The sequence below is a fragment of the Aestuariimicrobium sp. T2.26MG-19.2B genome, assembly GCF_950101875.1.
Taxonomy (GTDB): Bacteria; Actinomycetota; Actinomycetes; order Propionibacteriales; family Propionibacteriaceae; genus Aestuariimicrobium; species Aestuariimicrobium kwangyangense.
In genome coordinates this window covers 335,214-361,429 of the sequence record NZ_CATNLW010000001.1, presented here as the reverse complement: position 1 = coordinate 361,429, position 26,216 = coordinate 335,214, and the positions used below count along the sequence as shown (strand labels likewise).

The 26,216-nt window shown below is 69.4% G+C and carries 24 protein-coding genes and 1 other RNA gene; 13 read left to right on the top strand and 12 right to left on the bottom strand.

Features of this window, described 5'->3' with window-relative positions:
* Positions 1 to 33 precede the first annotated feature (33 nt).
* Complete coding sequence (locus QQZ11_RS01650) at positions 34 to 693, bottom strand: O-methyltransferase (RefSeq protein WP_022909606.1); 660 nt, start codon at positions 691 to 693, stop codon at positions 34 to 36.
* Positions 694 to 721: 28 nt separating this feature from the next.
* Here QQZ11_RS01650 and dapA point away from each other — a divergent pair, with 28 nt between their 5' ends.
* From dapA to QQZ11_RS01630, 4 genes are all read left to right on the top strand, one after another.
* Positions 722 to 1,630, top strand: coding sequence for a 4-hydroxy-tetrahydrodipicolinate synthase (gene dapA / locus QQZ11_RS01645; RefSeq protein WP_284548316.1), 909 nt, complete (start codon positions 722 to 724; stop codon positions 1,628 to 1,630).
* A 174-nt stretch (positions 1,631 to 1,804) separates the two neighbouring features.
* Positions 1,805 to 2,644, top strand: coding sequence for a sigma-70 family RNA polymerase sigma factor (locus tag QQZ11_RS13585; RefSeq protein ID WP_342395055.1), 840 nt, complete (start codon positions 1,805 to 1,807; stop codon positions 2,642 to 2,644).
* Positions 2,641 to 4,071: a zf-HC2 domain-containing protein gene (locus QQZ11_RS01635; protein ID WP_284548315.1), complete on the top strand. Its 1,431-nt coding sequence runs from the start codon at positions 2,641 to 2,643 to the stop codon at positions 4,069 to 4,071. The genes QQZ11_RS13585 and QQZ11_RS01635 overlap by 4 nt, the downstream gene beginning before the upstream one ends.
* A 55-nt stretch (positions 4,072 to 4,126) precedes the next feature.
* Positions 4,127 to 4,549 carry a sec-independent translocase gene (locus tag QQZ11_RS01630; RefSeq protein ID WP_022909610.1) on the top strand — a complete coding sequence of 141 codons (423 nt, stop codon included), beginning with the start codon at positions 4,127 to 4,129 and terminating at the stop codon, positions 4,547 to 4,549.
* Positions 4,550 to 4,573: 24 nt separating this feature from the next.
* Here the strand turns inward: QQZ11_RS01630 and QQZ11_RS01625 are convergent, their stop codons facing one another.
* Genes QQZ11_RS01625 through QQZ11_RS01610 form a run of 4 tightly spaced genes read right to left on the bottom strand, consistent with a single transcriptional unit; the run spans position 4,574 to position 9,464 of the window.
* Positions 4,574 to 5,731, bottom strand: a complete 1,158-nt coding sequence (locus QQZ11_RS01625; protein ID WP_284548314.1) for an Mrp/NBP35 family ATP-binding protein — start codon at positions 5,729 to 5,731, stop codon at positions 4,574 to 4,576.
* Positions 5,728 to 7,626 carry a heavy metal translocating P-type ATPase gene (locus tag QQZ11_RS01620; protein WP_284548312.1) on the bottom strand — a complete coding sequence of 633 codons (1,899 nt, stop codon included), beginning with the start codon at positions 7,624 to 7,626 and terminating at the stop codon, positions 5,728 to 5,730. Before QQZ11_RS01620 ends, QQZ11_RS01625 begins: the two co-directional genes overlap by 4 nt.
* Before the next feature lie 28 nt (positions 7,627 to 7,654).
* The gene (locus QQZ11_RS01615) at positions 7,655 to 8,161 is read right to left on the bottom strand and encodes a DUF1003 domain-containing protein (protein ID WP_446698800.1); all 507 of its coding nucleotides are present in this window, start codon (positions 8,159 to 8,161) and stop codon (positions 7,655 to 7,657) included.
* Entirely contained in the window at positions 8,154 to 9,464 is a 1,311-nt protein-coding gene (locus QQZ11_RS01610; protein ID WP_284548311.1) for a magnesium transporter MgtE N-terminal domain-containing protein, read from the bottom strand. Before QQZ11_RS01610 ends, QQZ11_RS01615 begins: the two co-directional genes overlap by 8 nt.
* A 99-nt stretch (positions 9,465 to 9,563) precedes the next feature.
* On the opposite strand from QQZ11_RS01610, the gene QQZ11_RS01605 reads away from it, so the two are divergent.
* The 3 genes from QQZ11_RS01605 to QQZ11_RS01595 are packed head-to-tail and all read left to right on the top strand — an operon-like array spanning position 9,564 to position 11,243.
* Complete coding sequence (locus QQZ11_RS01605) at positions 9,564 to 10,064, top strand: general stress protein (protein WP_022909615.1); 501 nt, start codon at positions 9,564 to 9,566, stop codon at positions 10,062 to 10,064.
* Between the two features lie 7 nt (positions 10,065 to 10,071).
* Positions 10,072 to 10,701: an SAM-dependent methyltransferase gene (locus QQZ11_RS01600; protein WP_284548309.1), complete on the top strand. Its 630-nt coding sequence runs from the start codon at positions 10,072 to 10,074 to the stop codon at positions 10,699 to 10,701.
* Entirely contained in the window at positions 10,698 to 11,243 is a 546-nt protein-coding gene (locus QQZ11_RS01595) for a hypothetical protein (protein WP_284548307.1), read from the top strand. Before QQZ11_RS01600 ends, QQZ11_RS01595 begins: the two co-directional genes overlap by 4 nt.
* Positions 11,244 to 11,340: 97 nt before the next feature.
* On the opposite strand, the gene corA is transcribed toward QQZ11_RS01595, so the two are convergent.
* Positions 11,341 to 12,324, bottom strand: a complete 984-nt coding sequence (gene corA, locus QQZ11_RS01590) for a magnesium/cobalt transporter CorA (RefSeq protein ID WP_022909618.1) — start codon at positions 12,322 to 12,324, stop codon at positions 11,341 to 11,343.
* A 193-nt stretch (positions 12,325 to 12,517) separates the two neighbouring features.
* Positions 12,518 to 13,990, bottom strand: coding sequence for an aminopeptidase P family protein (locus tag QQZ11_RS01585; RefSeq protein ID WP_284548306.1), 1,473 nt, complete (start codon positions 13,988 to 13,990; stop codon positions 12,518 to 12,520).
* 101 nt (positions 13,991 to 14,091) lie between these two features.
* Between QQZ11_RS01585 and QQZ11_RS01580 the strand changes: the two genes are divergently transcribed.
* The gene (locus QQZ11_RS01580; protein ID WP_284548305.1) at positions 14,092 to 15,060 is read left to right on the top strand and encodes an acyltransferase domain-containing protein; all 969 of its coding nucleotides are present in this window, start codon (positions 14,092 to 14,094) and stop codon (positions 15,058 to 15,060) included.
* 54 nt (positions 15,061 to 15,114) lie between these two features.
* Here QQZ11_RS01580 and QQZ11_RS01575 read toward each other — a convergent pair whose 3' ends face one another.
* Positions 15,115 to 17,001 (bottom strand): alpha-amylase family protein, encoded by a 1,887-nt coding sequence (locus QQZ11_RS01575; protein WP_284548304.1) that lies wholly within the window; start codon positions 16,999 to 17,001, stop codon positions 15,115 to 15,117.
* 98 nt (positions 17,002 to 17,099) lie between these two features.
* On the bottom strand, positions 17,100 to 18,395 hold the full coding sequence (locus tag QQZ11_RS01570; protein ID WP_284548302.1) for an MFS transporter: 1,296 nt from the start codon (positions 18,393 to 18,395) through the stop codon (positions 17,100 to 17,102).
* Between the two features lie 125 nt (positions 18,396 to 18,520).
* Here QQZ11_RS01570 and QQZ11_RS01565 point away from each other — a divergent pair, with 125 nt between their 5' ends.
* The 4 genes from QQZ11_RS01565 to rnpB all read left to right on the top strand — a co-directional run bounded on the left by QQZ11_RS01565 (position 18,521) and on the right by rnpB (position 22,770).
* Positions 18,521 to 19,261, top strand: a complete 741-nt coding sequence (locus QQZ11_RS01565) for a zinc ribbon domain-containing protein (protein ID WP_284548301.1) — start codon at positions 18,521 to 18,523, stop codon at positions 19,259 to 19,261.
* A 374-nt stretch (positions 19,262 to 19,635) separates the two neighbouring features.
* Entirely contained in the window at positions 19,636 to 20,607 is a 972-nt protein-coding gene (locus QQZ11_RS01560; protein ID WP_284548299.1) for a type IV toxin-antitoxin system AbiEi family antitoxin domain-containing protein, read from the top strand.
* A 252-nt stretch (positions 20,608 to 20,859) separates the two neighbouring features.
* On the top strand, positions 20,860 to 22,305 hold the full coding sequence (locus tag QQZ11_RS01555; protein ID WP_284548298.1) for an RNB domain-containing ribonuclease: 1,446 nt from the start codon (positions 20,860 to 20,862) through the stop codon (positions 22,303 to 22,305).
* A gap of 105 nt (positions 22,306 to 22,410) precedes the next feature.
* An RNA gene (gene rnpB / locus QQZ11_RS01550) (RNase P RNA component class A) lies at positions 22,411 to 22,770 on the top strand.
* Between the two features lie 344 nt (positions 22,771 to 23,114).
* Here rnpB and map read toward each other — a convergent pair.
* Positions 23,115 to 24,011, bottom strand: coding sequence for a type I methionyl aminopeptidase (map, locus tag QQZ11_RS01545; protein ID WP_084707628.1), 897 nt, complete (start codon positions 24,009 to 24,011; stop codon positions 23,115 to 23,117).
* Positions 24,012 to 24,064: 53 nt separating this feature from the next.
* Between map and QQZ11_RS01540 the strand changes: the two genes are divergently transcribed.
* Positions 24,065 to 24,289, top strand: coding sequence for a hypothetical protein (locus tag QQZ11_RS01540; RefSeq protein ID WP_022909628.1), 225 nt, complete (start codon positions 24,065 to 24,067; stop codon positions 24,287 to 24,289).
* Between the two features lie 50 nt (positions 24,290 to 24,339).
* Here QQZ11_RS01540 and QQZ11_RS01535 read toward each other — a convergent pair whose 3' ends face one another.
* Together QQZ11_RS01535 and QQZ11_RS01530 are read right to left on the bottom strand one after the other, a co-directional pair.
* On the bottom strand, positions 24,340 to 25,221 hold the full coding sequence (locus QQZ11_RS01535) for a DUF2510 domain-containing protein (protein WP_284548296.1): 882 nt from the start codon (positions 25,219 to 25,221) through the stop codon (positions 24,340 to 24,342).
* Between the two features lie 35 nt (positions 25,222 to 25,256).
* The gene (locus tag QQZ11_RS01530) at positions 25,257 to 26,150 is read right to left on the bottom strand and encodes a DUF2510 domain-containing protein (RefSeq protein ID WP_284548295.1); all 894 of its coding nucleotides are present in this window, start codon (positions 26,148 to 26,150) and stop codon (positions 25,257 to 25,259) included.
* Between the last annotated feature and the right edge of the window lie 66 nt (positions 26,151 to 26,216).

The window sequence follows — 26,216 nt, the reverse complement described above, 5'->3', positions numbered from 1 at the left end:
CGTGGGGCGCGTTCGGGCCTTCGTGGGGCGGGGTCAGGCCTTGATGGCGGCGAGCAGCCCGCCGCCCACCGGCAGCAGCACCGGGGTGAACTCCTCCGTGTCGAGCACGGAGGCCAACGCCTCACGGATGATCACGGTCTCGTCGTCCTCGTTGGACGAGTGGGCCACCAGCCCACGCCACAGCGCGTCGTTCACCACGACCATGCCGCCGTGGCGCAACAGGCGCAGGGCCTGGGCGACGTACTCGACATACTCGAGCTTGTCGCCGTCGATGAAGACGAGGTCGTAGGCACCGTCGCGCAGCTTGGGCAGCACCTCGAGCGGCACCCCGGCGATCAGGCGGAAGCGGTTGCTGGCGATCTTCGCCGACGTGAACACCTGGCGGGCGGCCGATTGGCGGTCGCCCTCGGTGTCGATGGAGGTGATGATGCCGTCGTGGGTCATGCCGGCGAACAGAGCCAGACCGGCCGAGCCCGACCCCGTGCCGACCTGCACGACGTGCTTGGCGCGGATCGCGGTGGCGAGGAAGGTCAGTGCCGTCGTCACGCCGTTCGACAGGGTCTCGACACCCAGGTCGGAACCGGCCAGGGTGGCCTGGCGGAGTTCGTCCGAGGGCTCGACGTAGTCCTCGGCGTACCCCCATGACAGGGCGTCGATACCACTGGATCCATCCCACTGCTGGTTGCGAGTCACCCGGTCAGCCTAGCGTTAGCATGACGCCATGATCCATGCCGGGAGAGCAGAGTCCGCCACGCCACGGTTCGGTCGTGTGCTGACCGCCATGGTCACCCCTTTCGCCGATGGCGGGGCACTCGATCTCGACTCCGCGCGGGCCTTGGCGCGCCGCCTGGTCGACGAGGAGGGCAACGACGGTCTGGTCGTCAACGGCACCACGGGGGAGTCCCCGACCACCACCGATGCCGAGAAGGCCGACCTGCTGCGGGTCGTCGTCGACGAGGTCGGTGACCGGGCCAGTGTGGTGGCGGGGGTCGGCACCTTTTCGACCGATCACACCTGCGAGCTCGCCCGCCAGGCTGCCGACTGCGGCGTCGACGGACTGCTGGTGGTGACCCCCTATTACTCCCGGCCTCCCCAGTCCGGCCTGCTGGCCCACTTCGAGGTGGTCTCCGCCGCCACCGACCTGCCGATCATGGTCTACGACATCCCACATCGGTCCGGTGTGGCGATCGAGACCGAGACGATGGTGCGCCTGGCCGACCTGCCCACCGTGGTGGCCGTGAAGGATGCCAAGGGTGACCTGGGCGCTTCGTCCATGGTGATGGCGCTCAGCGACCTCGACTACTACAGCGGGGACGACCCGCTCACCCTGCCGCTGCTGTCCATCGGTGCGGTGGGCGTGGTCGGCACCTCCACGCATTTCTCCGCCCCGGCCATGAAGGCGATGGTGGGCGCCTACCTCTCCGGTGACGTCGCCTTGGCCCGCCAGCTGCACCAGCAGTGGCTGCCGGTCTTCACCGGTGTCTTCGCCGCACAAGGGGTGACCATGGTGAAGGCCGCCCTGACAGCCCTCGGGCAGTCCGCCGGGCCCCTCCGCCTGCCGATGGTGCCGCCCGCTGAGGAACTCGTCTCCGGGTTCCTGGCCGCGCTCGAGGTCGCTCGCGCCCACTGAGGCCCGACCGGCTGGCTGTGAATCAGCTGTCAGCTGAACTCCCCGTGCAACCATTCTGCGTCCCCAGGCGTTGTTTCAGGTGAGTCTCCTGTGGGTGGCACTGGGGAGTTGCCACTCACAGGAGGCTCACAGGTTCGTCTGTCAGGCTGGTCGCGTCCGGCGGAGAGGGGACGAGTGTTCGGCAGGGCTCGCAAGGCGGTCGACGCCGTACTCGGGTTGCGCGAAGAGGCACCCGAGGAGGACCCGCTGCGCCTCCAGCCGATCCCTGTCCAGGGAGCCACCCAGACCGAAGGCGCCGCCCCGGGGAACGATCAGGCGCCCCCGGCTCCCGACCCCGAAACCCCCACCTGGGAGCAACTGGTCCGGGACCACTCGGACATGGTCTACCGGGTTGCGTTCCGCCTCACCGGCAACCAGCACGACGCTGAGGACCTGACCCAGGACGTCTTCGTCCGTGCCTTCAAGTCGATCCACGCCTTCGAGCCGGGCACGTTGACGGGCTGGCTGCACCGCATCACCACGAACTTGTTCATCGACCAGACCCGGCGTCGGCAGAAGATTCGCTTCGACCCGATGGCTGAGGCGCAGGAGCGGGTCACCGCGACCGGCGAGGCGCCCGACCACGACCTCGACCACGACATCACGCGAGCTCTGGCCGAGCTCACCCCGGAGCACCGCGTGGCCGTCGTGCTGTGCGACATCGAAGGACTCAGCTACGACGAGATCGCCTCGATCCTCGACGTCTCGGTCACGACGGTGCGCAGTCGCATCCACCGGGGGCGCGAGAAGTTGCGCACCAGCCTCGCCCATCGTCGTCCGACCGCGGGCAACACCCGCGTGCAGGGAGCTCCCGACGAACAGCCGGGGCAGGCCCGTGAGCTGGACGACGTGCTCGACCTGGGACCGATCGACAGGTCTGCCCTCGAGTTCGTCCCCCACGACCGGGTTGGCCAGGACAGGACGGCCACCGGCCGGACGGTGCAGTCCCGGGACAGGTCGAGGGGACCGGCGTGATCATCAGCCAGCCGCACCCCACCGCCAGCGAACTCGCCGGCTACGCCGATCGCACCCTGGCTCCGAGACCCACCGCCCAGGTTCGTCGTCATCTGCGTTGCTGCGCCAGGTGCCGAGCCGACATCGAGGCCCAGCGCCAGGTGCGCTCGGTGCTGGCCGCCCGGCCCCAGGAATCGTCGGTGCCGACCCAACTGAGTGACCGACTCACCTCGATCGCAGGTGGGCAGGCGGACACCCCGCTGTGGCTCGCACCGACCCGCACGGGCGTGCTGCCGAGCCCTCGGGCGGTGCGCCGCACCCGGGCGTTGTCGGGCAGCGCGACGATGCTGGTCGCCTGCGTCATCCTGCTGGGTCTGGGATACCTCGTCGCTCCTGAACTGCCGATCGTGCGCGACGCCCGGCAGCAGGCCAGTCGCGAGTACGACCTCTCCACGGGCACGGGTGCCGTGGCCTATGCCATGACCGCGGTCCAGGCGGCGCCGACCGGCCGGCTCGACACCCGTCCCACCGTGCGGTCGCCGCACCCGCTGTCGTCGCTGGAGTGGACGCCTGTCTCGCCGGCCACGGCGCGGCTGCTGCTGACCGACCGTGACTCGCTGGGCTACACCGGCTCGCAACGGGTGATGCTGGGCAGCGGTACCTCGTTCGTCCAGGCCAACGTCCGCGTGGTGCACCAGCCCGGTGAACCGCTCCACCTCGACGTGCTCGATCGTCGGGGCGGGGTGGTCTCGTCGGGGCTGGTGGTCGATCCGACGCCGAACGAGGTGACCCTGCTGCCCATGGGCGCGGCCAGTTTCAGAGTGTCGGAGGGTGGCCAGATCGCCGGCCAGACGACCACCCTGCTCGAGGCCCGACGGGGTGACGGATCCCTGCTGGTGCGTTGGTGGGTCGCCGAGGCGCTGGGGGTGGTGATGTGGGCCGAGGCCTTCGACCCCGACCAGACGCTGATCCGTTCGGCAGGCTTCACCAGCTTCACCCCGTCGACGCTGGTCGAGCAGCCCCAGCCCAACGACCAACTGCAATTGTCGCTGGCCCCGGCGACCGTCGCCAGCGCCACCAGCCAGATGTGCGGCGACGGGTTCAGTTGCGCCCCAGAACTGGCTGGGCTGCCGCTGCTGCAGATCTCGACCGACTCGCCGAATCGTCCCAGCGTGGTGCACGCGATCTACGGGCGTGGGGACCTGCGGGTGAGCGTCATGCAGCAACTCGGTCGGTGGAACGACGACGACTCGGTCACCTATGGGGTGACCCAGGACCGGGTGCTGATGTCCTGGCAGTCCGATCGGGTGGTCTACACCGTGACCACCAACGGCGGCCACCAACTCGCCGCGCGGGCAGCCGAGCAGTTGCCCCACGCCGGTCCCGCTCGCACGGGTGTCTGGCAGCGCGCCAGTGCAGGGCTGAAGCGGCTGTTCGGGGGACGGTGACGCCGAGGGGCGGGCGCGGTGGTGCCAGTTGGGTCGGCGCTATAGCCTGTGAGGCGTGCTGGACATTGGGGCCCCCGAATTCATCCTCCTGGTGGTGCTCGCCATCGTCATGTTCGGGCCCGAGCGGATCCCCGACATGGCCAGGAAGGCGGCCAAGGTCGTCCATTTCCTGCGCAACATCGCCAACGGGGCGACCGCCCAGCTCAAGGCCGAACTGGGGCCCGAGTACGCCGACCTGACACCGGCCGACCTGAACCCGAAGACGTTCATCCAGAAGCACCTGCTCGACCAGATCCAGGACGAGGTCGACTACATCAAGAAGGACGTCGAGAGCATCAAGGAAGACCTCAAGGACGACGCCGACGAGTTGAAGGCGATCACCTCGGAGGTCGAGTCCGCGGTCCGGTCGGACGGGTCGTCATCGTCCGGTGAACTCGCTCTCGCGTCGGTGGCCCCGTACGACTCCGAGGCCACCTGACCCGAGTGCCCGGTCAGCCGCTGATCAGTTGCTGACCGAGAGTCCCAACGGAACTCCCACCAGTCCACGCGGACGAGCGTCGAGGGTCGCCGCCAGGGCAGCCAGCGCCTGCGCCGCACCGGTCTCGGGATGCGCCACGACCACGGGGTCACCCTCGTCGCCCCCGATGCGGACCGTCTCGTCCATGGGCACCTGCGCCAGCAGCGGCACCTCGTAGCCGAGGCGGGTGGTCAGGCTGGACGCCACCTTCTCGCCACCGCCCTCGCCGAACAGCCTCACGGGGTGGCTCTGGCCACAGCGGGGGCACTGCACGTCGAGCCATGACATGTTCTCGACCACGCCGATGACCCGCTGCTGCATGATGGCGGCCATCGTGCCCGCTCGTTCCGCCACCTCGGTGGCCGCCTGCTGCGGTGTGGTGACGACGATCACCTCGCTGGTGGGGAGCTTCTGACCCAGACTCATGGCCACGTCACCGGTGCCGGGGGGCAGGTCGACGATCAGGTAGTCGAGGTCACCCCAGTACACGTCGGCGAGCAACTGGGTGAGGGCCCGGTCGAGCAGCGGCCCACGCCAGGCGACCACGTCCTCGCGGCGTGGCTTGAACATGCCCGCCGAGACCACCTTCAGCCCCAGCACCGGCACCGGCATGATCATGCCCTCGACCGGGGTGGGCCGGGTGTCACCCAGTCCGAGCATGTCGGGCACCGAGTGGCCGTAGATGTCGGCGTCGATCACGCCCACCGAGCGTCCCCGTTCCGCCAGAGCCAGCGCGAGGTTGACGGTGACGGACGACTTGCCGACACCTCCCTTGCCGGAGGCGACGGCGATCACCTTGGTCAGGTTGCCCGGCTGGGCGAAGGGGATCTGCTTCTCGGGGATGCCCCCGCGCAGCAGCTGGCGGAGCGCCGCGCGCTGGTCGTCGTCCATCACGCCCAGTTCGACGTGCACCCCACTGACGCCCTCGACCGAGGCAGTCGCAGCGGTGACGTCACGCTCCAGCGTCGACTTCAGCGGGCAGCCGGAGACGGTGAGCAGGATCACCACGGTCGCGCGACCGTCCCCGTCGACGTCGATCGAGTCGACCATGCCCAGCTCGGTGATGGGGCGTTTGATCTCGGGATCGTTCACCTCGTGCAGGGCAGCGCGGATCTTGGGCAGCAACGGGTGTTCGACGGTCATGGTGCCAGCCTAGCGACTGCCCCGTGGGGGACCGCAGGCGGTCCCGGCGCCGCGACCAGTGAGGCCGGCATCGACCCGCGGGTGGCGCGCAGGGCCCACAGGATCGCGACCGCGTCGACGCCCTCCTGCAGCCAGGCACCCACGATCGCCGGCAAGAGCCCGACGGTCGCGACCAGCATCAGGGCGACGCTCAACCCCATGCCCACCCAGATGCTCTGCAGGGCGACCCCGACGGTCTGGTGTCCCACGACGAGGGCGCGTGCGGCCGATGAGATGTCGTCGCGGAGCAGGACGACATCGGCCGAGTCGCTGGCCGCGGTGGCCCCGCGAGCGCCCATGGCGATGCCGACGTCTGCGGCGGCGAGCACCGGGGCGTCGTTCACCCCGTCGCCCACCATCACGACGGGACGCTGCGTGATGCCCGAGACGGCGCTCACCTTGTCGGCGGGCAGGCAGTTGGCGCGCACGTCGTCGATGTCGAGTTCTGCGGCGATGTGTTCGGCGGTGGCCTGGTCGTCGCCGGTCAGCATCAGCACGCGGATGCCCCGTTCGCGCAGGGCATCGACGGTGGTGCGTGCGTTGGGCCTGACCTCGTCGCGGAACACGAGGGCACCGGCATGGCGTCCGTCGACGGCGACGTGCACCGCCAGCTCGCCTGCCTGCAGGGCGACCACGGGCGCCTGTCCGACGATCGCCGAGCCGATGAACGAGCGTTTGCCCACGACCACCCGGTGCCCGTCGATGGTGGCGCTGACACCGTTGGCGGTCGACTCCTCGGCGTCATCGGAGCCACTGAGCTCCAGTCCCCGGTCGTGGGCGGCCGCGATCACGGCCGCGGCAAGCACATGGCTCGAGAACTGCTCGGCCGAGGCGGCGAACCGCAGCAGCACGTCGGGATCCGCGTCCTCGGTCGCGCGTACCGCGACCAGACCGGGCTCCCCCCGGGTGAGCGTGCCGGTCTTGTCGAAGGTGAAGGTACGTGCCCGTCTGAATGCTTCCAGGGTGGCGCTGGTCTTGATGATGACCCCGTCACGCGCTGCCCTGCTCATGCCGGCCATGAACGCCACGGGGGCGGCGATGATCAGGGGACAGGGGGTCGCCACCACGAGCACCTCGGCGAAGCGGGTCGCCTCGCCGGAGACCGCCCACGCGGTACCAGCCAGGACGAGCGCGAGAAGGGTGAACGGGACGGCGAACCGGTCCGCCAGCCGAACGATCGGTGAGCGGCTGGCGGTGGCCTGCTCCACCAGCGTGACGATCTGTTGGTACTGGCTGTCGCGCGCGGCCCGGGTCACCGTCAGCACGACGGCCGCTGCCCCGTTGACCCCACCGCTGAGCACCTCGTCGCCGGCCACCTTCTCGACGGGCAGACTCTCCCCGGTCAGGGAGGACTCGTCGAAGCTGCCGGTCTCGCTGGTGAGGGTTCCGTCGACGGGGACGATCTCGCCGGGGCGAACCACCACCAGGTCACCGGGGACGATCTCCGCGATGGGTACGTCGACGGTGGTGCCGTCGTCCAGCTGCCGGTGCCCGCTGTGGGGAGCTCGTGACAGCAGGGCAGTCAGGTCACGCTTGGCGCGATGGGCCGCGTACTCCTCGAGCGCCTCGCCGCCGGTGAGCATCAGCACGATCACCAGCGCGGCCCACAGTTCCCCGACCGCCACCGCCGCCCCGATCGCGGTGACGGCGAGGATGTCGACACCGAAGGTTCCCGAGCGCAGTTCGGCCAGCATGCGCCAGGCGGACCGGCCCGCCACCAGCAGGGAGAAGGTGGCCAGCAGCCAGGACGACCACCGTGCGGCCGGGGTCAGCAGCAGGATCCCGGCGAGCGCGCCGACCAGGAACGTGGCCAGCACATAGGGGTAGCGGCGGGCGACTTGTGCCAGGCGCGTCATGACCTCTCCCTCGGGTGCGAGCTGCCGATCAGGGCTTCTCGGTGGACTCTTCCAACTGCTCCAGCAGGTTGCGCAGTTCAACGCGGATCTCGGAGCGGATGTAGTCGCGGGTGGCCAACTCGCCCACGCTCGTCCGAATGCTCGCGATCTCACGGGCCAGGTAGTCCATCGAGTCGCGCGACTGGGCAGCGACCCGACGGTCCTCGTCCAGGGCCAGGCGGTCGCGCTGTTCCTGTCGGTTCTGGGCCAACAGGATCAGCGGTGCCGAGTACGAGGCCTGGGTCGAGAAGAACAGGTTGAGCAGGATGAACGGGTAGGGATCCCACTTGAGCCCCCACAACCCCACGACGTTGAGCGTGACCCAGGCGATCACCACCAGCGTCATCCAGCCCAGGAACTGGGCGGTACCCATCGACTTCGCGACCCACTCGGCGAATCGTCCGAACGAGTCGGAGTTGAGGTTGAGCACGTCCCTGGCGTTCCAGCGGGTGCGGATGGCGCGCGGGGTGTCGAGGTCTTCCGAACGCTCAGCCACGGCTCACTCCGGGCTGGGCCTCGTGCGGCTCGTCCTCGCGGGTGCCCTCGGTCGCCTCCAACCCGGTGAACTGGTCGCCTCGCCAGTCCTCGGGCAGCAGGTGGTCGAGCACGTCGTCGACCGTGACCGCCCCGATCAGGCGCTGGTCGGCGTCGACGACCGGTGCCACGACCAGGTTGTAGGTGGCGAAGTAACGGCTGACCTCGGCCAGGCTGGCCTCGGGTCGGATCGGTTCGAGCCCCGAGTCGACCAGACCAGCAGCCATCACCATGGGTGGCTCGCGCAGCAAGCGCTGCACGTGGACGGCCCCCAGATAGCGCCCCGAAGGGGTGTCGAGGGGTGCTCGGCAGATGAAGACCATCGAGGCCAGGGCGGGGCTGAGGTCTTCGTTGCGCACGCGGGCGAGACCGTCGGCGACGGTGGCGTCGACCGCCAGGATCACGGGCTCCGGGGTCATCATGGCGCCGGCGGTGAACTCCTCGTAGTTGAGCAGCGCCCGCACGTCCCTGGCCTCCTCGGGCTCCATGCGCTGCAGCAGGTCCTCGGCCATCGGCTCCGGCAGTTCCTTGATCAGGTCGGCGGCGTCGTCGGGGTCCATCTCCTCGAGCACGTCCACGGCGCGCTCGGTGTCGAGCGACTGGATCAGTTCGACCTGTTCCTCCTCGGGCAGTTCCTCGATGGCGTTGGCCAGTTGCTCGTCATCAAGGGCTTGGGCCACCTCGGCCCGTCGTCCCGGGTCCATGTCGTGCAGCTCACGGGCGACGTCGGCCGGTTTCATGTCCGCCATCTGTGCGACCAGGTGTTCGGTCGACTGGGAGCCCTTGAGCAACAGTTCGGGCAGGTCACGCCACGACACCTGGACGACGTTGCCGCCACGTCCCAACCGGAACCGGCCACCCGGCAACCGTTCGCGGAGCGCAACCTCGGCCAGTTCCCACTCCCGCGAACGGACCTGGTGCATCGACACGTCGTGCACCACCGCCGTCGGCTGGCCGGGACGCGTCACCTCGCGGTCGAAGAGGTCGTCGATCACCAACGACTCCACCTCGCGGCGCTGGAAGGGACGGGTGTCGAGCACGCCCTGGATCGAGACCTGGCTGGCGTCGATGGCGTGCACCCTGGCCATCGGCAGGAAGATCTTGCGGCGGGCGAACAGTTCGACCACCAAGCCGCGGCAGCGGGGGGCTCGTCCGCCCACCCGTAGTTGGATGACGACGTCGCGCACCCGTCCCACCTGGTCTCCCGAGGCATCGAGCACGGGCACGCCACGCAGGCGCGAGATGAAGACTGCCGAGGTGCTCACCCGGCCATCGTATGGGTCGGACTGCGTCGGGGCGACGTCGACGCAGCCGCCACGCCCGCGGACGGCTCGCGGGCGTCGTCCACGGTTAGGCTGGGACACATGAGCGTGAATCCTCGTCCCACCCTGGGCGCCCTGCTGACCCTGCAGCATCCCCAGTCGCTGGCCACCTATGAGACGTACGAGGAGGCGCAGCGCGCCGTCGACTTCCTCTCGGACCAGAAGTTCGACGTGCAGAACCTGTGCATCGTCGGTACCGACCTGAAGATCGTCGAGCGGGTCACCGGGCGACGCACGTGGAGCACGGTGCTGGGCCAGGGCGCGACCTCGGGTCTGTTCATGGGTGCCTTCGTGGGGCTGGTGTTCTCGCTGTTCTCGGGAGGCTCGTCGTGGCTGGCGACGCTGCTCATCTGCGCAGGGCTGGGCATCATCTTCGGCATGATCTCGGCAGCCATCTCGTACGGCATGACCGGCGGGCACCGTGACTTCGACTCGGTGCGCCAGACCGTCGCCGGGCGCTACGAGGTGCTGGGTGAACACACGGTCGCCGAGCAGGCACGCCAACTGCTGAGCCGCCTGCCGGGCACCCCGTCGCAGCTGTGAGCCTGCGGTGACGGCCGAGCACTGGGACGCACGCTACGACGACCCCCGCTACCTGTTCGGGGAGCGACCCAATGACTTCCTGGTCGAGGCCGAGGTGATGATCCCGCGCCGGTCCCGTGAGGAAGGCGGACGGGTGCTGGTGCTGGCCGACGGTGAGGGGCGCAACGGGGTCTGGTTGGCCAAGCGGGGTCACCGCGTCACCACGGTCGACTTCTCGGCGGTGGCCGTCGGCAAGGCCCTCGCGCTGGCCCAGCGGGCCGGTGTCACGATCGAGGCCCACGTGGCCGACCTCGCCGATTTCGTCGACAGCGACGCGGCTTCGGGTGAATGGGACGCTCTCGTGCTCATCTTCGTCCACCTGCCGGAGGGGTTGCGGCGCACCGTGGCCCGCGCCCTGTCACCCCGCCTGAGCGAGCGCGGGGTGATGATCCTCGAAGGGTTCACGCCCGCGCAGGTGTCGATGGGCACGGGCGGCCCCAGCGACGAGTCGCTGCTGTACACCCGCGAGCGGGTGCTCGCCGACTGGCCGGAGCTGCACCTCGACGTCCGGCTCACCGAACGGCGTGTCTTCGAGGGCCCCGGGCATCGTGGCCTCTCGTCGGTGGTGCAGGTGCTGGGCCGACGGCGTCCTTCATGAGCCAGGCTTTCGGGCCCGGTCACGGGTTCGGTGGGGCGCCTGGGGTTCGTCCGGTGTCGACGACGACCGACCGGGCGGCGTCCTGGCTGTGGATGGCGTTCCTCGCCGGCGCCATCGTGATCGCCCTCAACCTTGCCGGCGACATCAGCGGACGCCGCTGGTCCGAGGCATTCATCTCGGTGGTGGTGATGCTGCTGCTGGCCGTGCAGGCGGGACTGTGGCGGGGTGCTCGGCAGGCCACGTTGGCCGTCTCCGACGGCGGCTTGGTCCGGTTGGCGGGCGGACCCTTCGCGGCGGCGACCGGATGGCAGGTCTCCTGGGCCGAGGTGACCCACGCCCAGGTGTTCGACACCGGGGCGGGTCCGATGCTGGTGGTCCAGGTCGCCCATTCGCCCCGCCGGCACCTGTCCCGGTGGTGGGTCACGGGGGTCCCACGGACGATCCGCCGTCACTCCTACTGCTGCCAGCTCGAGCCGGCCGCGGTGGGCACGATCAGGGTGCTGCTGCAGGGCCATGGCATCCCCGAACCGGTCAGCGCCTGAATCCCCCGGCTGCTTGAATCGCCCGGCAGCCTGAATAGCCCGGCAAGCCTGAACTGCCCAGTAAGCCTGAATTCCGGGCGGCGGATCGCTGCCGACCTCAGATCCACTTGTTGTGACGGAAGAAGGCGAAGGCGGCGATCATGCTGGTGATCATCACCGCCAACACGACGAAGTAGCCGTACTGGGTGTGCAACTCGGGCATGTTGTCGAAGTTCATGCCGTAGATGGCGCCGATGGTGGTGGGGATGGCGAACAGTGCCACCGCCGCCGAGATCTTGCGCATGTCCTGGTTGTCGGTCACCGAGGCCCGCGCGAGGGCTGCCTGCAGCAGGGTGGTGAGCACGTCGTCGAACGAGGCGATCGACTCACGCGCCTCGGTCAGGTGGTCGGCAACCTCCCGGAAGTACGCTCGTCCGGCCACCGGCACCACCGGCAGGTCGCGCGTGGCGAGGGCCTGCAGGGGCTGGGCGAGCGGCGAGACGCTCCGGCGGAACTCGATCAGTTCTCGCTTGAGTTGGTACACCCGATCGATGTCGCCGCTGCCATTGCGATCGAAGACGTCCTCCTCGATGTCGTCGATGTCCTCCTCGATGTCGGCCACCACCTGCACGTAGTCGTCGACCACCGTGTCGAGGATGCGGTAGAGGACGTAGTAGGAACCCCGGGCGAGGCGGCGGGGATCGGCCTCGAGGGTGGCGCGGAGGGTCCTCAGTGAGGTGTTCTGGCCCCGCCGCACCGTCATCACGAAGTTGTCCCCGACGAAGACCATGATCTGACCCGTGTCGACCACCTCGCTGGTCTCGGTCAGCTGGTCGTGCTCCACGTACGAGACGGTCGAGATGACGGCGAACAGGGTCTGCCCGAACACATCGAGCTTCGAACGGGTGTGGCCTTCGACCGCATCCTCGATGGCGAGGGTGTGCAGGTCGAACTGATGGGCGAAGCCAGCCATGTCGCCATCGGTGGGGTCACGCAGTCCCAGCCACACGAAACCGACTCCGGCCTTGGCCCGGTCGGAGGCGAACTGCAGGTCGGTGCAGTCCTGGCGCACCCCGTCCACGTACCAGGCCCACGCGACCACCGAGTCGGGGGTGGTCGCCCACCGGCGTGGATCGCGCCGACTGCCCTCGGTCGGCCTCTTGGGGGTCGGTCTCCTGGGCGTCGCTCGCTGGGATCGAAGGGGAGTCCCCAGCGCGTTCAGCGGACCGGGCAGCACGCGGCCGTGGCCAGGGGGATTGGCCCGCGACGGCGGACGGGACGGCTGCTCTGCCATCTCAGTCCCGCCGCCCCAGCAGTCCGGCCATCCAGGCCTCCACGTCGTCGGCGGTGCGGGGCAGCATGCCCGACAGGTTCTCGTTGCCATCCTCAGTGATCAGGATGTCGTCCTCGATGCGCACCCCGATGCCCCGCAGTTCCTCGGGCACCAGCAGGTCGGTGGCCTTGAGGTAGATCCCGGGTTCGACCGTGATCACCATGCCCGGCCTGAGCACTCCCTCGCGGTAGTTCTCGGTCCGCGCCTGGGCGCAGTCGTGCACATCGATGCCGAGGTGGTGCGAGGTGCCGTGCACCATCCAGCGGCGGTGGTGTCCCCCCTCGTCCCCCAGGGACTCCTGGGCGGTCACCGGCAGCAGGCCCCACTGCTCGAGGTACTTCGCGACCACGGCGATGGCTGCCTTGTGGACGTCACCGAAGGTGGCTCCCGGCTGCGCCGCAGCGATGCCTGCCTCCTGTGCCTCGAGGACGGCGTCGTAGACCCGCCGTTGGGCGGGGCTGAACCGTCCGTTGATGGGAAGTGTGCGCGTGATGTCGGCGGTGTAGAGGCTGTCGAGTTCGACGCCTGCGTCGAGCAGCAGCAGGTCACCGTCGGCGACATCACCGTCGTTGCCGATCCAGTGCAGGGTGTTGGCGTGGTCGCCGGCCGCGGCGATGGTGTCGTAGCCGACGGCGTTGCCCTGGTGGCGTGCGTGCAGCCCGAAGATGCCCTCGACCCAGCGTTCCCCCCGCCCCCGCCTGACCGCCTCGGGCAGGTCGCGGACGACGGCCTCGAAGCCGACCGCGGTCGCGGCGCAGGCCGCCCTCATCTGGTCGGCCTCGTAGGCGTCCTTGACCAGCCGCAACTCCGACAGGGCGACGCTGAGTTCCTCGTCCAGGGTGGTCGCCTCTGCCACCGTGCCGCGGATCTGGTCGACCTGCGCGGTCACCTGTGAGTCGGCCTCGCGCAGCACCCTGATCTGGGTGGTGTCCGCGTTCTTCTCCAGGTGGGTGGTCAACTCCGAGATCGGGGCGCAGTGCAGACCCGTGAGCGCGGCCATCTCGTCCAGGGAGTCACGCTGGCCGACCCACATCTCCCCGTAGCGGGCGTCGGCGTAGAACTGGCGGTCGGTGCGCGGGGCACGGGGCTGGAAGAACAAGGTGGCCTCGTGGCCGGCGTCCGAGGGCTCCAGCACGAGCACTGCGTCGGGCTCGCGATCGGTGCCCAGCCCGGTCAGGTGGGCGAATCCGGAGTGGGGGCGGTAGCGGTAGTCGGTGTCGTTGGACCGCACCTTGAGGCCACCCGCCGGGATCACCAGCCGCGCGGCGGGGAACAGTTCCCCCAAGGCCTCACGGCGGGCCTTCGCCCACTGGGCCGCTGCCAAGGGGTCGGGCAGGTCGGTGGGGTAGGGCTCCCAGGCCTCGGGGATGAACGCCTTGAACGACTCCGAGAAGGGGGACTGTCGGTTGGGGATCTTCTGCTGGGGTTCGCTCATGTCATCTCTCTCGTCGTCATCGATCACCCGGGATGTTCAGGCACGTCGGGCCCATCCTAGGACGCCCCACCGTCGGGTCCGGTGGCGGTAGGTTCGGGCCCATGGATGTTGCCTCCCGCTTGGCCCAGATCGATCTGGACGAACGCCTGACCCAACTCGGCGTGCACGACAAGGACCTCGCCGGGATCGCCGCGATGGTGCGGCACGTCCAGGCTGACGCCGACGATCGTGCGACGGTGCAGTCCCTGGTCGACGAGGTGTTGCTGCCGCAGATCGGGCACTGGTTCGACTACGACCAGGGCCCCGGTTTCCCCGACTCGACCAAGCAGCACCCGCTGGGGGCGGGCGCGCTGCCTGCCGTGGCGCTGATCGCCGTCTCCGACGACGTGCACACCGCCCATCTGGCCCGAGGCCTTGACCCGGCCCTGTCGTGGCGTTCACTCAGTGACTTCGGGCACCAAGTGGCCAAGCACCGCTGGGTGTATGGCCAGGTGGGGCTGCACAACCAGAACTGGTTGCGCAACATCTTCTGCGACGGTTTCCTGTGGCTCGACCGGCTGGAGTTCGAACTCAGCCGCTGGACGATCGACGGCAAGCCCGAGGCGATCGTCAACGTGCACATCCCCGACGCCGGGCCGCTCAATCCCGCCGTCGTCGCCAGCGACTTCGCGCGGGCGGGCGCCCTGTTCGAGAAGTACTACCCCGAAGTCGGACCGCTGCGGCTGTACGGATGCCACTCGTGGTTGCTCGACCCGGTGCTGCCCACCCTGGTGCCCGGCTCGAACATCGCTGCCTTCCAGTCGCTGTGGGACCTGGGCGAGACCAGCCCCGGCGACCGCGACGCCTATTACTTCGCCTTCAACATCGAGCCCGAGTCGGGCCGCGAGTTGCCCTACGGGCTGGACGACCTGCCGACCGAGTCCCGTCTGCACCGGGCGATGGTCGACCACTGGCGATCCGGTGGCCACTTCACCGACGTCAGGGGAACGACTCCCATCGCCCGCTACACACGGCCCGAGGACGGGGCCAGCGACGCCGGGCACGGCGGTGGTGCCGCCGTCAGCGACTGAGGGTTCGCCCCAGCCCCGACGGGCCGGGGACGCTGCCGGGCGGGGGTGTCCGGTCTACCGATCGGCGACCCACCACAAGGGCTGGTAGGGCTGGATGGACACCCGATCGGTCGCCAGGTTCCAGCGGTGCCCACTGATCAGGTCGCCGGCGGCGGGGCCCAGCGCATCGGCGAAGGGCTGGGCATCGACCCAGACGGTCTGCTCCGAGAAGTTGTAGACCTGCAGCATGGCACCCACGGGGTGGTCGCGGCGCAGCACCAGCAGGCGCGGGTCGGGGGATGGCACGACCCGCGACTCGACCGAGGCATGCAGGTGAGGAGTGCGTCGGCGCACGCCGATCAGGTGCCGCATCCCCACCAGGATGCGACCGTGGGGGCTGGCGTGGTCGGCCTCGGCTGCGGCCAGCAGGTCCCAGTCCATGCGTGGGCGGTGCACCCATCGGTTGTCGTCCTCGTGGCCGGCTTCGGTGGCCCAGTCGGCATCGTTCAGCATGCCCAGTTCGTCGCCCATGTAGAGCAGGGGTACGCCGCCGAAACCCATCACCACGGCGTGCAGCATGAGGTGGCGCGCCACGGCGTCGGTGATCCGGCCCTCGTCCTCGCTGGTCAGCGCGGTCTCGAGGCCGGCGAGGCTGGCGCACGAGCCGCTGATGCGGCGGTCACCGGTGGCCGGGTTGTGCTGGAAGACCAGTCCCCGCGCGAAGGAACCCGGGGCCAGGCCAGCATAGAAGTCCGAGAGGAAGGCACGGTGCGCGAACCCGTCGAGTCCCGCTGCTGCGGCGTCCGCATCGGTGATCGCCCACCCGATGTCGTCGTGACAACGCACGTAGGTGCCCCACGTGGTGGTCGTGGGTTTGGCGGCGAACCGGTCGAGCGCCACCTCGGTGAGCCGGGTGTCGCGGGCGGCCAAGGAACTCCACAGCTGCACCATCAGCGAGTTGTGGTACGCCATGTCGCTGACCAGACCGTGGTGCTCACCGGCGCCGAGGTAGGCGATCAGGTCGTCGGGGCTGACGATGGCCTCGGCCTTGAAGGCGACGGCCGGGGCGGCGATGCGGACGGCCTGCCGCAGGGCCTGGGTGAGCTGGTGCACCTCGGGCTGGTTCTGGCAGGTGGTTCCCAGCCGCTTCCAGATGAAGGCGATGGCGTCGAGCCGGAACACCTCCACGCCACGGTTCGCCAACGTGCAGATGATGTCGAGGAACTCGCAGAAGACGTCGGGGTTGGCCCAGTTCAGGTCCCACTGGTAGGCGTTGAAGGTCGTCCAGACCCAACGTCCCATCCGCTCGTTCCAGGTGAAGTTGCCCGGGGCGAAGTCGGGGAAGACCTCGGGCAGGGTGCGCTCCCAGGCATCGGGTTCGGTGCGGTCGGGGTAGGTGATGAAGTAGTCGCGATACTTCTGGTCACCGGCGATGGCGCGCTCGGCCCACTCGTGTTCGGCGGCGACGTGGTTGACCACCAGGTCGAGCACCAACGACATGCCGCGCTCACGCAGTTGCGCGGCGAGGGCGGACAGGTCGTCCATGGTGCCCAGATCGGGGCGGACGCTGCGGTGGTCGGCCACCGCATAGCCACCGTCGTTCGCCCCCTCGCGGGGACGCAGCAGGGGCATCAGGTGCAGGTAGCTGACGCCCAGCGAGGTGAGGTGATCGAGCCTCTCACCGACCCCGGTGAGGGTGCCGGCGTACCGATCGGTGTAGGCGACATAGCCCATCATCGAAGGATCCTGCAGCCAGTCGGGACGCAGCAGTCGGGCCTCGTCCAGTTCTCGCAGGTCGTCGGGACGAGCCGCGGCCGCGCTCCTCAGGATCGTCTCGACCCTGGCCAGCACCTCGTCGACGCGATCGTGGTGGACCGCGGCCAGGCCACTGCGGATGTCGGGTGACCAGCGCTCCCAGCGCAGTCGGAACGTGCGGTCCGCGGCGGACTCCATCGATGCCATGCGCGCATGATGTCACGCGGCTCTCGGTCTTCGCTGCCGGGGGACCTCCGTCACCGGGCAGGGCTGGTCGGGCCACGATCGGGAGACCGGCGGTGGGCTCAGGACTCCTCGGGAACCCGCTCGGCGAGGATCGGGTCGGGTTGGTAGTCGGGTTGGCGTCCGTGCCAGCCGGGGGCGTAGCGCGGCAGTACCGCGAACAACCACGCCCCACCGGCCAGGGTGAGGCCACCGGTGGCGGCCGCGGCCACCAGCACCCCGGCGGCAGCAGTCACCGCCGCCACGACGGCGGGGCCCAGCAGTACGCCGGCGCCGGTGATCGAGTTGTAGAGGCCCATGTGGGCTGCCCGGCGGAACGCCGGGGTGAGGTCGACCGAGAGGGTCTTGACGATGCCCGAGCCCAGCGAGTTGCCGAACGAGATCACCAACCGAGCGATCACGTACCAGGCGACCGCTCCCCACACGATGGCCCCGAGGCGGTCGACCAGCGCGATGAGCACGAACCCCACGCCCAACCCGAGGCAGCACAGACCACCCATCACCGCCCGTCCCCAACGGTCGAGCAGTACGCCCGCCGGCAGGAACAGCACGATCTCCAGGGCCATGCCGAGGGCGAAGACCAAGGAGATGTCGCGAGGGTTCAGGCCGATGTGTTGGCCCACCAGGGGCAGCAGCACCGAGACGTTGAGCCGGGCGATGATCAGTCCCGTCAGCCCGACGCCGACGATCAGGATGGCGCGGACGACATGCCCGTACAGCCCGCCCTTGGTACCGGTGACAGCGGTGGTGGGCACCGCCCGTCGTCCGCTGGAGGGAACGAGGAAGACCAGCACCATCGCCGCGGCTGTGGCCATCAGCACGATCCGCAGCGCGTACGAGCCCTGGAAGCCGGCGATGGCGTAGGCGCCAGCACCCAGCGAGGGGCCGACCACGCCGCCGACGCGCATCATGCCGCCGAAGAAGTTCATGGCCCGTCCGCGCAGGTGGTGGGGGAGTTCGGCGCCGAGGTAGGTCTGGCGCCCGAGATCCCACACCTCACCGGCGATGCCGTCGACCACCAGCAGCAGCACCAACAGGCTGCGGGTGGTGGCGCTCGGGCCCGCATCCAGGATGGCGATGCCTGCGAGCGACGAGGCGATCACCAGCACCGCCGCCAGGATCATGGCGGGCCGCTCGCCCGTGCGCTCCATCATCACCCCGAGCGGGATGGGGCCCACGATGGCCATCAGCCCGATGATCGAGATGAGCAGCGCCGAGGCGGCGGGGGAGTAGCCGAGCTGGATGGCGATCAGCGGCAACATCGGCATCAGTGCCTGACCACCGGCGGCCGACAACATGCTGGGCACGTACACCGGAAGGGCCAGTCGCTTGAGCAACGGGCCTGCGGGGTCTGCCATGGGCACCATCCTTGCACGAGGGCGCAGATGTCTTGACGTCAAGACAAGCGTGACGGACGAGGGCAGCGCGCGGTCGCGGTACAGTCGTCCGACACCTCAAGATTGCCGCGGAAGGACCCCCTGAGATGCTCGCCGACCCCGCTGACCAGCTGCGCCTGCTCGACCTCGCCGCGATCGATGCGCAGGTGCTGCAGAACGAGCACCGCCGCGCGCACCTGCCAGAACTGGCCCAACTCAACGAGCTCGCCGTCGAACGCCGCTCGGTGGACGAGGAACTGGTGGCCGCGGAGGCCCGCCTCTCCGACGCCGAGGCCGACCAGGAGCGGGTCGAGGGTGATCTCAACCCGGCCCGCCAGCGACTCGAGCGCAACCAGCAACGCATCGACTCCGGTGCCATCACCGATCCGAAGGCCCTGCGTGGCCTCGTCGACGAGACCGAGCACCTCAAGGGACGCATCGCCAAGCTGGAGGACGACGAGCTCGAGGTGATGCAGATGATCGAGGACCTCACCTCTGAACGTGACGCCATCGCCGCCCGCAAGGAGCAGGTGAACGGCCACGCTCGCCTCGTGATCGGCAAGCGGAACGCCGCCATGGCACAACTGGACGACCAGCGCTCGGCCCTGACCGCCGAGCGCGAGAACCAGGCGCGTGTCATCCCCGATGCGCTGCTCGCCGAGTACGACCTGCTGCGCGCCAAGCACGGCAGTGGGGCGGCCGCGCTCGAGCGGGGTCGCTGCACCGGTTGCCGCCTCGAGATCAATGAGGCCGACCTGCGGGCCTTCCGCAAGGCCGCACCCGATCAGGTGCTGCACTGCGAGGAATGTGGACGCATCCTGGTGCGGACGGGTCAGTCCTTCTCCTGAGTTTCTGGCCGCTGGGTTCGGCTGCCCTCGGCGTTTGGGTGCCTCGGGTCTCGGTCGGCAATCGTGCGGATCGTGTCGTCTGGTGCCAGAAGTGGTGCCGTGGGCGCAACAATCGCCGCCACGGCACACGATCGGCACGATTCGGCCAGGGCAGTGATCGGGTCCGGGCGGTCCGGCTGGATACCCGCGCCAAGCCTCGGCCGTGGCTGCGCCGGGCCAGGCTGGGTACCGCGCTCGGCGGCTGCGCCAAGGCCTCGCCCACAGCGGCGAGCGCATGGTGAGGTTTTCCACAGCTGTTCGCGATGGCGCAAGAGTTGTCCACAGGTCGGCGGAAGGCCGGGCGCCATGCCCGCATCTGCAGCCATCGTCGATCCGTGCGCCCACGATCACCAGACCTCGACCACGTACTCCGTCAGGAACACGGCTGTCTCCGGGTGCGTGACCATCTTGCGCTGAGGGGCCAGGTCGCGCGTGCCGTCGCCCGGGGCGAACTCCTCCGAGTGTTCCCCGGCGTGGTGCTGGCGGCCGGGATCGCCTATGACCCGGAGCACGTGATGGTCGCGCTCCGCCTGTGGGAACCGAGGGCGGTCCTGCTCGGGCGCAGCGCCGCCCACCTCTTCCGTCCGGGACTGGTGGGGCTCACCGGCGTCGATGCCTCGGTCGTCAGGCTGCCTCGCCACGCTGCCCCGCCGGAGGTCACGCTCCACGCGATCCAGTGGCCCGACCCACTGGTGTGGGGTGCCGGGCCCTGGTGGTTCCAGACACCGGCAGCGGCCGCACTGTGGGCGGCCCAGCACGGCGACTGGGCTCTGCTGACCGAAGGACTCAGGACCAATGCCTTCTCGGTGCCCCGCCTGTTGGAGGCGCGTGACCTGGCCCCGTTAGGCCTGCGCAAGGCGTGGAGGCAGGTGATGGTGCGTGCCGGGCGCGGGCCGTGGTCGCCCGCCGAACTCGACCTGCACGACTTCTACCGGCGTGCCGGACTGCGAGGCTGGAAGGCCAATCATCGCCTCGACTTCCCGACCGGGGGCCACTGCTTCCTCGACTCGGCCTTTGTCGAATCACGGGTGGGCGTCGAGGTCGACAGCCGGGAACACCACTCCGCTCCGGCCGCGGTCGAGGCGGGCTGGATCCGCCACAACCGGGTTGAGTCGACGGGGTGGCGACTGCTTCATGTCTCCCCGCGACGCATCCTCAGCGATCCGGACGGGATCCTGGCCGAACTGATCCCGCTCCTCAGCCCCAGAGAACTCGGACGACTGGGGGGAGCACGCCGGCGGAGGGCGGGGACCGGCCCAGCCCAACCGCTGCGGCGCCCCCTCGGATGGGGTGACCTCACGGCGTGACCCATGATCTCGCCCCGCCAATCGTGCGGATCGTGTGCGCTGATGGCGATTGTTGCTCGCCAGTGGCCACCATTGCCACCACAGCACACATCTCGCACGATTGGGTGCCGAGCCATCCGCCGAGGGCGCGTGCCGGGCGACCCGGCCGCCCCGGATTGGCACGGTTGCTCCCCGTGCGAGCCCCCGGCGCGCAAGACTGGCCGAGGGGTCCGCGGCTGCGGGCACCGGACGACCAGTGACCAGGAGGGCTTCATGCCGGTTCGCCACTTGCGTGCGGACGAGGGATTCCCCGCCGCCATCAAGACAGGCTTCGATCGACTCTGTGACGAGATCGGGGCGCCCCTGGAGTTCCCCGCCGAGGTGGTCGCCGAGGCCGAGCGGGTGGCGTCGTCCGGCTACGACTCCAGCCGAACCTACGACGACCTGACCGACGTGCCCTTCGTCACCATCGACCCGGAAGGGTCGATGGACCTCGACCAGGCCATGTACATCGAGAAGGCGAAGCAGGGCTACACGGTGCTCTACGCCATCGCCGACGTCGCCGCCTGGGTGGCTCCGGGCGGGCCGATCGACGCCGAGGCCCACCGCCGAGGGCAGACCCTGTACGCGCCCAACCGACGCTTCCCCCTGCATCCACCCGTGCTGAGCGAGGCGGCCGCATCGCTGCTCGCCGACGGCAGACCACGCCCGGCCATCGTGTGGCGGCTCGATCTCGACGCCCACGGTCAGGTCACCGCCACGGCAGTGTCCCGGGCACTCGTGGTCAGCCGGGAGCGACTGGACTATCCCACCGAGCAGGCCAAGCTCGACAACGGCCAGGCCGGGCCCGTGATGCAGTTGCTGCGAGAGGTGGGTGATCTGCGTCAGCAGTTGGAGGTCGAGCGCGGCGGTGTCTCCCTCAATCTGCCCGAGCAGGTCGTCGACACCTCCCGGTCGGGCGGCTGGCGACTCACGCACCGCTCCAGCCTGCCCAACGAGAACTGGAACGCGCAGATCTCACTGATGACGGGGATGGCCGCCGCCCAGGTGATGCTCGAGGCCGGGGTCGGCATCCTGCGCACACTGCCGCCGCCCGACCGCGAGGTCGTCCGCCAGCTCCGGGCCGTCGCGCACACCCTCAAGCTGCCCTGGCCCGAGTCGATGTCCTATGCGGAGTTCGTCGGCGCGCTCGACGTCACCAACCCGGTGGCGCAGGCGATGATGATGAGCTGCGTCCGGTTGTTCCGCGGCGCCGGTTACACCGTCATCAAGGACGGCCTGGCGGCCGACCAACTCGTCCACGGGGCGCTGGCGGCCAACTATGCCCACACCACCGCACCCCTGCGACGGCTCGTCGACCGTTACGTGCTCGAGGTCTGCGTGGCCCTCTCGGCGGGCCAGCCCGTGCCCGAGTGGGCGCTGGCGGCACTGCCGTCCCTGCCGGACGAGATGGCCGAGTCCGATCGTCGGGCCAAGGCCTTCGAGCGCGGCATCACCGACCTGGTCGAGGCCCTCGTGCTCTCCGACAAGGTCGGGCAGGTGTTCACGGGAGTGGTGATCCAGGTGGATGACAAGCGCGAGGACCAAGGCATCGTCTCGATCGTCGAGCCGGCCATCGAGGCTCGTGTCAGCGGCGATCTCGAACTGGGTGACGAGGCGCGGGTGCGGCTGGTCAAGGCCGATCCGGTGGAGGGCAAGGTCGGCTTCGAGGTGGCCTGACCGTCAGCGGTGCTGACCACCGGTGCACCCGAGCGCCAGCGGGACTGACCCCACAGTCGGCCCGAGCGCCAGCGGGCGTCACCGGCACTACACTGGTGCGACGGACGAGTTGGCCGGGTGATCGCGGCAGGAAACTGTCGAGGAAAGTCCGGGCTCCTCAGAGCAGGGTGGTGGGTAACACCCACCCGGGGTGACCCGCGGGACAGTGCCACAGAGAACAGACCGCCAACTTCGGTTGGTCAGGGTGAAACGGTGGTGTAAGAGACCACCAGCACTCCAGGTGACTGGAGTGGCTCGGTAAACCCCACCCGGAGCAAGACCAGACAGAACGTGTTCGAGGGCTGCTCGCCCGAGCGTTCGGGTAGGTCGCACCACTTCGGTGGAAGGCGGTTGGCAACAGCCGTCGCAGATGGATGATCACCGCGCTTCGGCGTACAGAACCCGGCTTACAGGCCAACTCGTCCTTATCATCCCAGCGGCACGCGGGGGCCAGCGCGCTCGCCCGGCGACCTGGAACAAATTCGCCTCACCCTCGGTCGAGGGTGAGGCGGTGTGGCGGGTCACTCTTCTCACTCGTCCCAGGGAGACCGTCTCAGTACAACGGGGGAGGCCGGTCCCTTGCTCGGGGGGAACGGGACGATGCCTGAAGAGTGACCCGCAGATGGAACGCTACTGGCGGCCCAGCCGGGGCGCTCGCGACCCTCCCACCGACACACGGCGATTTCGATGTGCAGTTCGTCACATCACGCCGACCCCGGCAAGAGCATCGAGGTTCCTCGCAGGAGGGGTGACGCGCGCCTCCCCCGAACTCAGGGCAGCACGGGAGCGGGCCCGTTGGGGGCCGGGGTCATCCCCTCCATCGGGAGCGTCAGCACCTCGGCTCCGTCCGGGGTGACCACGATCGTCTGTTCGAACTGCGCCACCCTCGAGCCGTCGTTGGTGACGACGGTCCAGTTGTCGTCCCACTGGTGGTTCTTGGCCGACCCCATCGCCAGCATCGGCTCGATGGTGAACGTCATCCCCACCTCGATGGGGGTGTCGAGGCGCGGTTCGTCGTAGTGGAGCACCACCAGACCCGAGTGGAAGGCCGTGTGCACTCCGTGGCCGGTGTACTCACGCACTGATTCGTAGCCGAAGCGCGAGGCGTAGGACTCGATCACCCGTCCGATCACCGACAACGGACGACCGGGCTTCACCGCGCGGATACCGCGGTTCATGGCCTCCTGCGTGCGCTCGGTCAGGAGGCGGGAGGCCTCGTCCACCTCACCGCAGTAGAAGGTGGCGCAGTTGTCGCCGTGCACACCGTTCTTGTAGGCCGTGACGTCGATCTTCACCAGGTCGCCGTCCTCGAGCGGACGGGCGTCGGGGATGCCATGACAGATCACCTCGTTGACCGAGGTGCACGAGGACTTGGGGAAACCCCGGTAGCCCAGGGTCGAGGGGTAGGCGCCGTGGTCGAGCATGAACTCATGGGCCACCTTGTCGAGTTGGTCGGTGGTCACCCCGGGGGCGATCGCCTTGGCCGCCTCGTGCATGGCCTGGCACGCGATCCGCGATGACTCCCGCATGAGTTCGATCGTCTCCGCCGACTGCACATGGCTACCCGTGTACGGTGAAGGAGCCCGTTTGCCCACGTAGTGGGGGCGTGCAATCGAACCGGGAACGGGTCGCTCAGAACTGATCGGGTGGGCCACAACAGGATTCACCCGCCCGATTCTACGACCCCGGCCCGAGCCCGTGCCGAGCAAGGAGTCGTGAGGTGTCCGACCAGTACTACTACTGTCTGGTGCACAAGACCGTCGAGGTGGCCGAGGGCTGCAAGGCCGAGGACCGGCTCGGCCCCTACCCGTCGCGGGCCGAGGCCCAGCAGGCGCTCGCCCACGTGGCCGAACGCAACGAGGCCTGGGACAACGACCCTCGCTGGAACGACGACGAGGACGACGACGGCGACGACAAGCAGGGTTGGGGCCCGTTCAAGTCCTGACCATCCGGTCGACCACCCACCCACATCAGCGTCGGCAGGTGGTCTGACGATCAGCCGACCTTGATGCTGGCCATCGAACGGTCGACCTCGGCCTGGGTGGCGGAGTCGCCAATGGTCGCCGAGTTGACGTAGACCCCGACCGACTCCGGGTTGCCCGTGTCGACGACGACGACGTCGACCACGTCACCCTTGATGTCGGGACCCTGGTCGCCGACGAAGATCTCGGAGCGCAGGTGGTAGGCCTGATGGCCGTCGATGGTGATGGCCTCGCTGACCACGTCGGTTCGTCCGGTGAACCCCCGGTAGTAGCCGGAGCTGGCGAAGCAGCTCATCATCACCCGGGCGGCCGGTTCGGGAGCCTCGAACCCGTCTGCCACGCGCAGGGCGCCGACGGCGTTCACGCTCACCCACCTGCTGGTGATCTGCTTGAGTTCCGATGAGGTGTCATACATCCACGGCAGGCTGAAACCGCCCGACTCCCAGCCGAGCGACACCACCGAGATGCTGCCACCGGTCAGTCGTCCGTTCTGGGCACTCTTGCCGCTGTCGCCGCCGCCCTCGGGGCAGGCGACCTCCACGCCACCCGACGACTCGGGGTTGGTGGGCGAGGGGGTCTGGGTGGGGGTGGAGGTCTCGTCCCATTGCGAGACGGTGGGCGTGGACGAGTTGGTGTCCTCGGCGATGGTGGTGGTGCGTCCGCCCAGGCCGCGGACCACGAGGAAACCCACCAGGGCCACGACCAGTACTCCCACGACCAGCAGTACCCACCGTCCGGCACCCCCCGACCGACGTGGCGGGGGCGCCTGCCCACCGCGTGGTGGCGGGGTCTGGGCGGGGTTGGCGGTCGTCTGCTGGCTCCATTGCGCGCCGTCCCAGAAGCGGAACTGGCCCGGTTGTCCGGACGGATCGGGGTACCAGCCTGGCTGCGACATGCGCCCAGTCTAGGAGGCGGTCGGGATCAGGCCCGTCACCCCACGACCCGGATCGTGGTCGCCGCCAGGTCGACGGGCTGCTGGAACTCAGGGCGATCGATGGGGGCCATTCCCCGGAAGAAGGCCAGCTTCCCGGGTCGTCCGACGTCGAGCACGATGATGTCGAGGGTGTCGCCCTTCACCTCGGGGTAGTAGTCGTCGCGCACCTCGCCGCGCAGTCGCCACCCGGAGCGTCCGTCGACCGTGATCGCCTGCTGGCTGAGCACGGTGTGCCCGCGGTAGCCCGGGTAGTACTGGGACGAGGCCTCGCAACTGAGGATGCGTGCGGCGGCCGTGCGTGGATCGTCACTGAAATCGGCCGTGTCGACCTGCCCGATGGTGATCCCGGCGATCCAGGACTTGAACACCGGCACCGTTTGCCCGGCTTGGTCGTCGGCCCAGTCCACGCTCGGCCGGGTCGTGACGGTCCAGCCTTCGACCGGCACGTACGAGATGCCACCGCCGGTGAGGCGTCCGGCCGCGACGCCGCTCTGGTTGGCTTCGAGCACGACCGGGCAGGTGCGCTGGGTGCCGTCCGAGCCGTCGGGTCGTGAGGGCTCGGCCGTCGGGGTCGAGGTCTCGTCCCACTGCGAGATGGTGGGGGTGGACGAGTTGGTGTCCTCCTCCACCCGGTCGGAACGGGACCACCCCCGGACCACCAGGGCCAGGGACACGCCCACGACGACCACACCGACCAGCAGGAACCATGCCCACCCCCGGGGAGGACGACCCTGCGGCGGACCTCCCGGGGTGGTGCGGGTCGGGCCCTGCCCGCCCCGGTTCGGTGTCCCCCGGGACGGGACGGTGTCGCCGGCCCACGCCGACCCGTCCCACCAGCGCAGGTGACCGGGTCGTCCCGACGGGTCTGGATACCATCCCGGTTGCGCCATGGGCACAGTGTAGGCAAGGGGTACGGGGCTGCCCCGGGTGCCGGACCAGCCCTCGTGGGGCGGCGG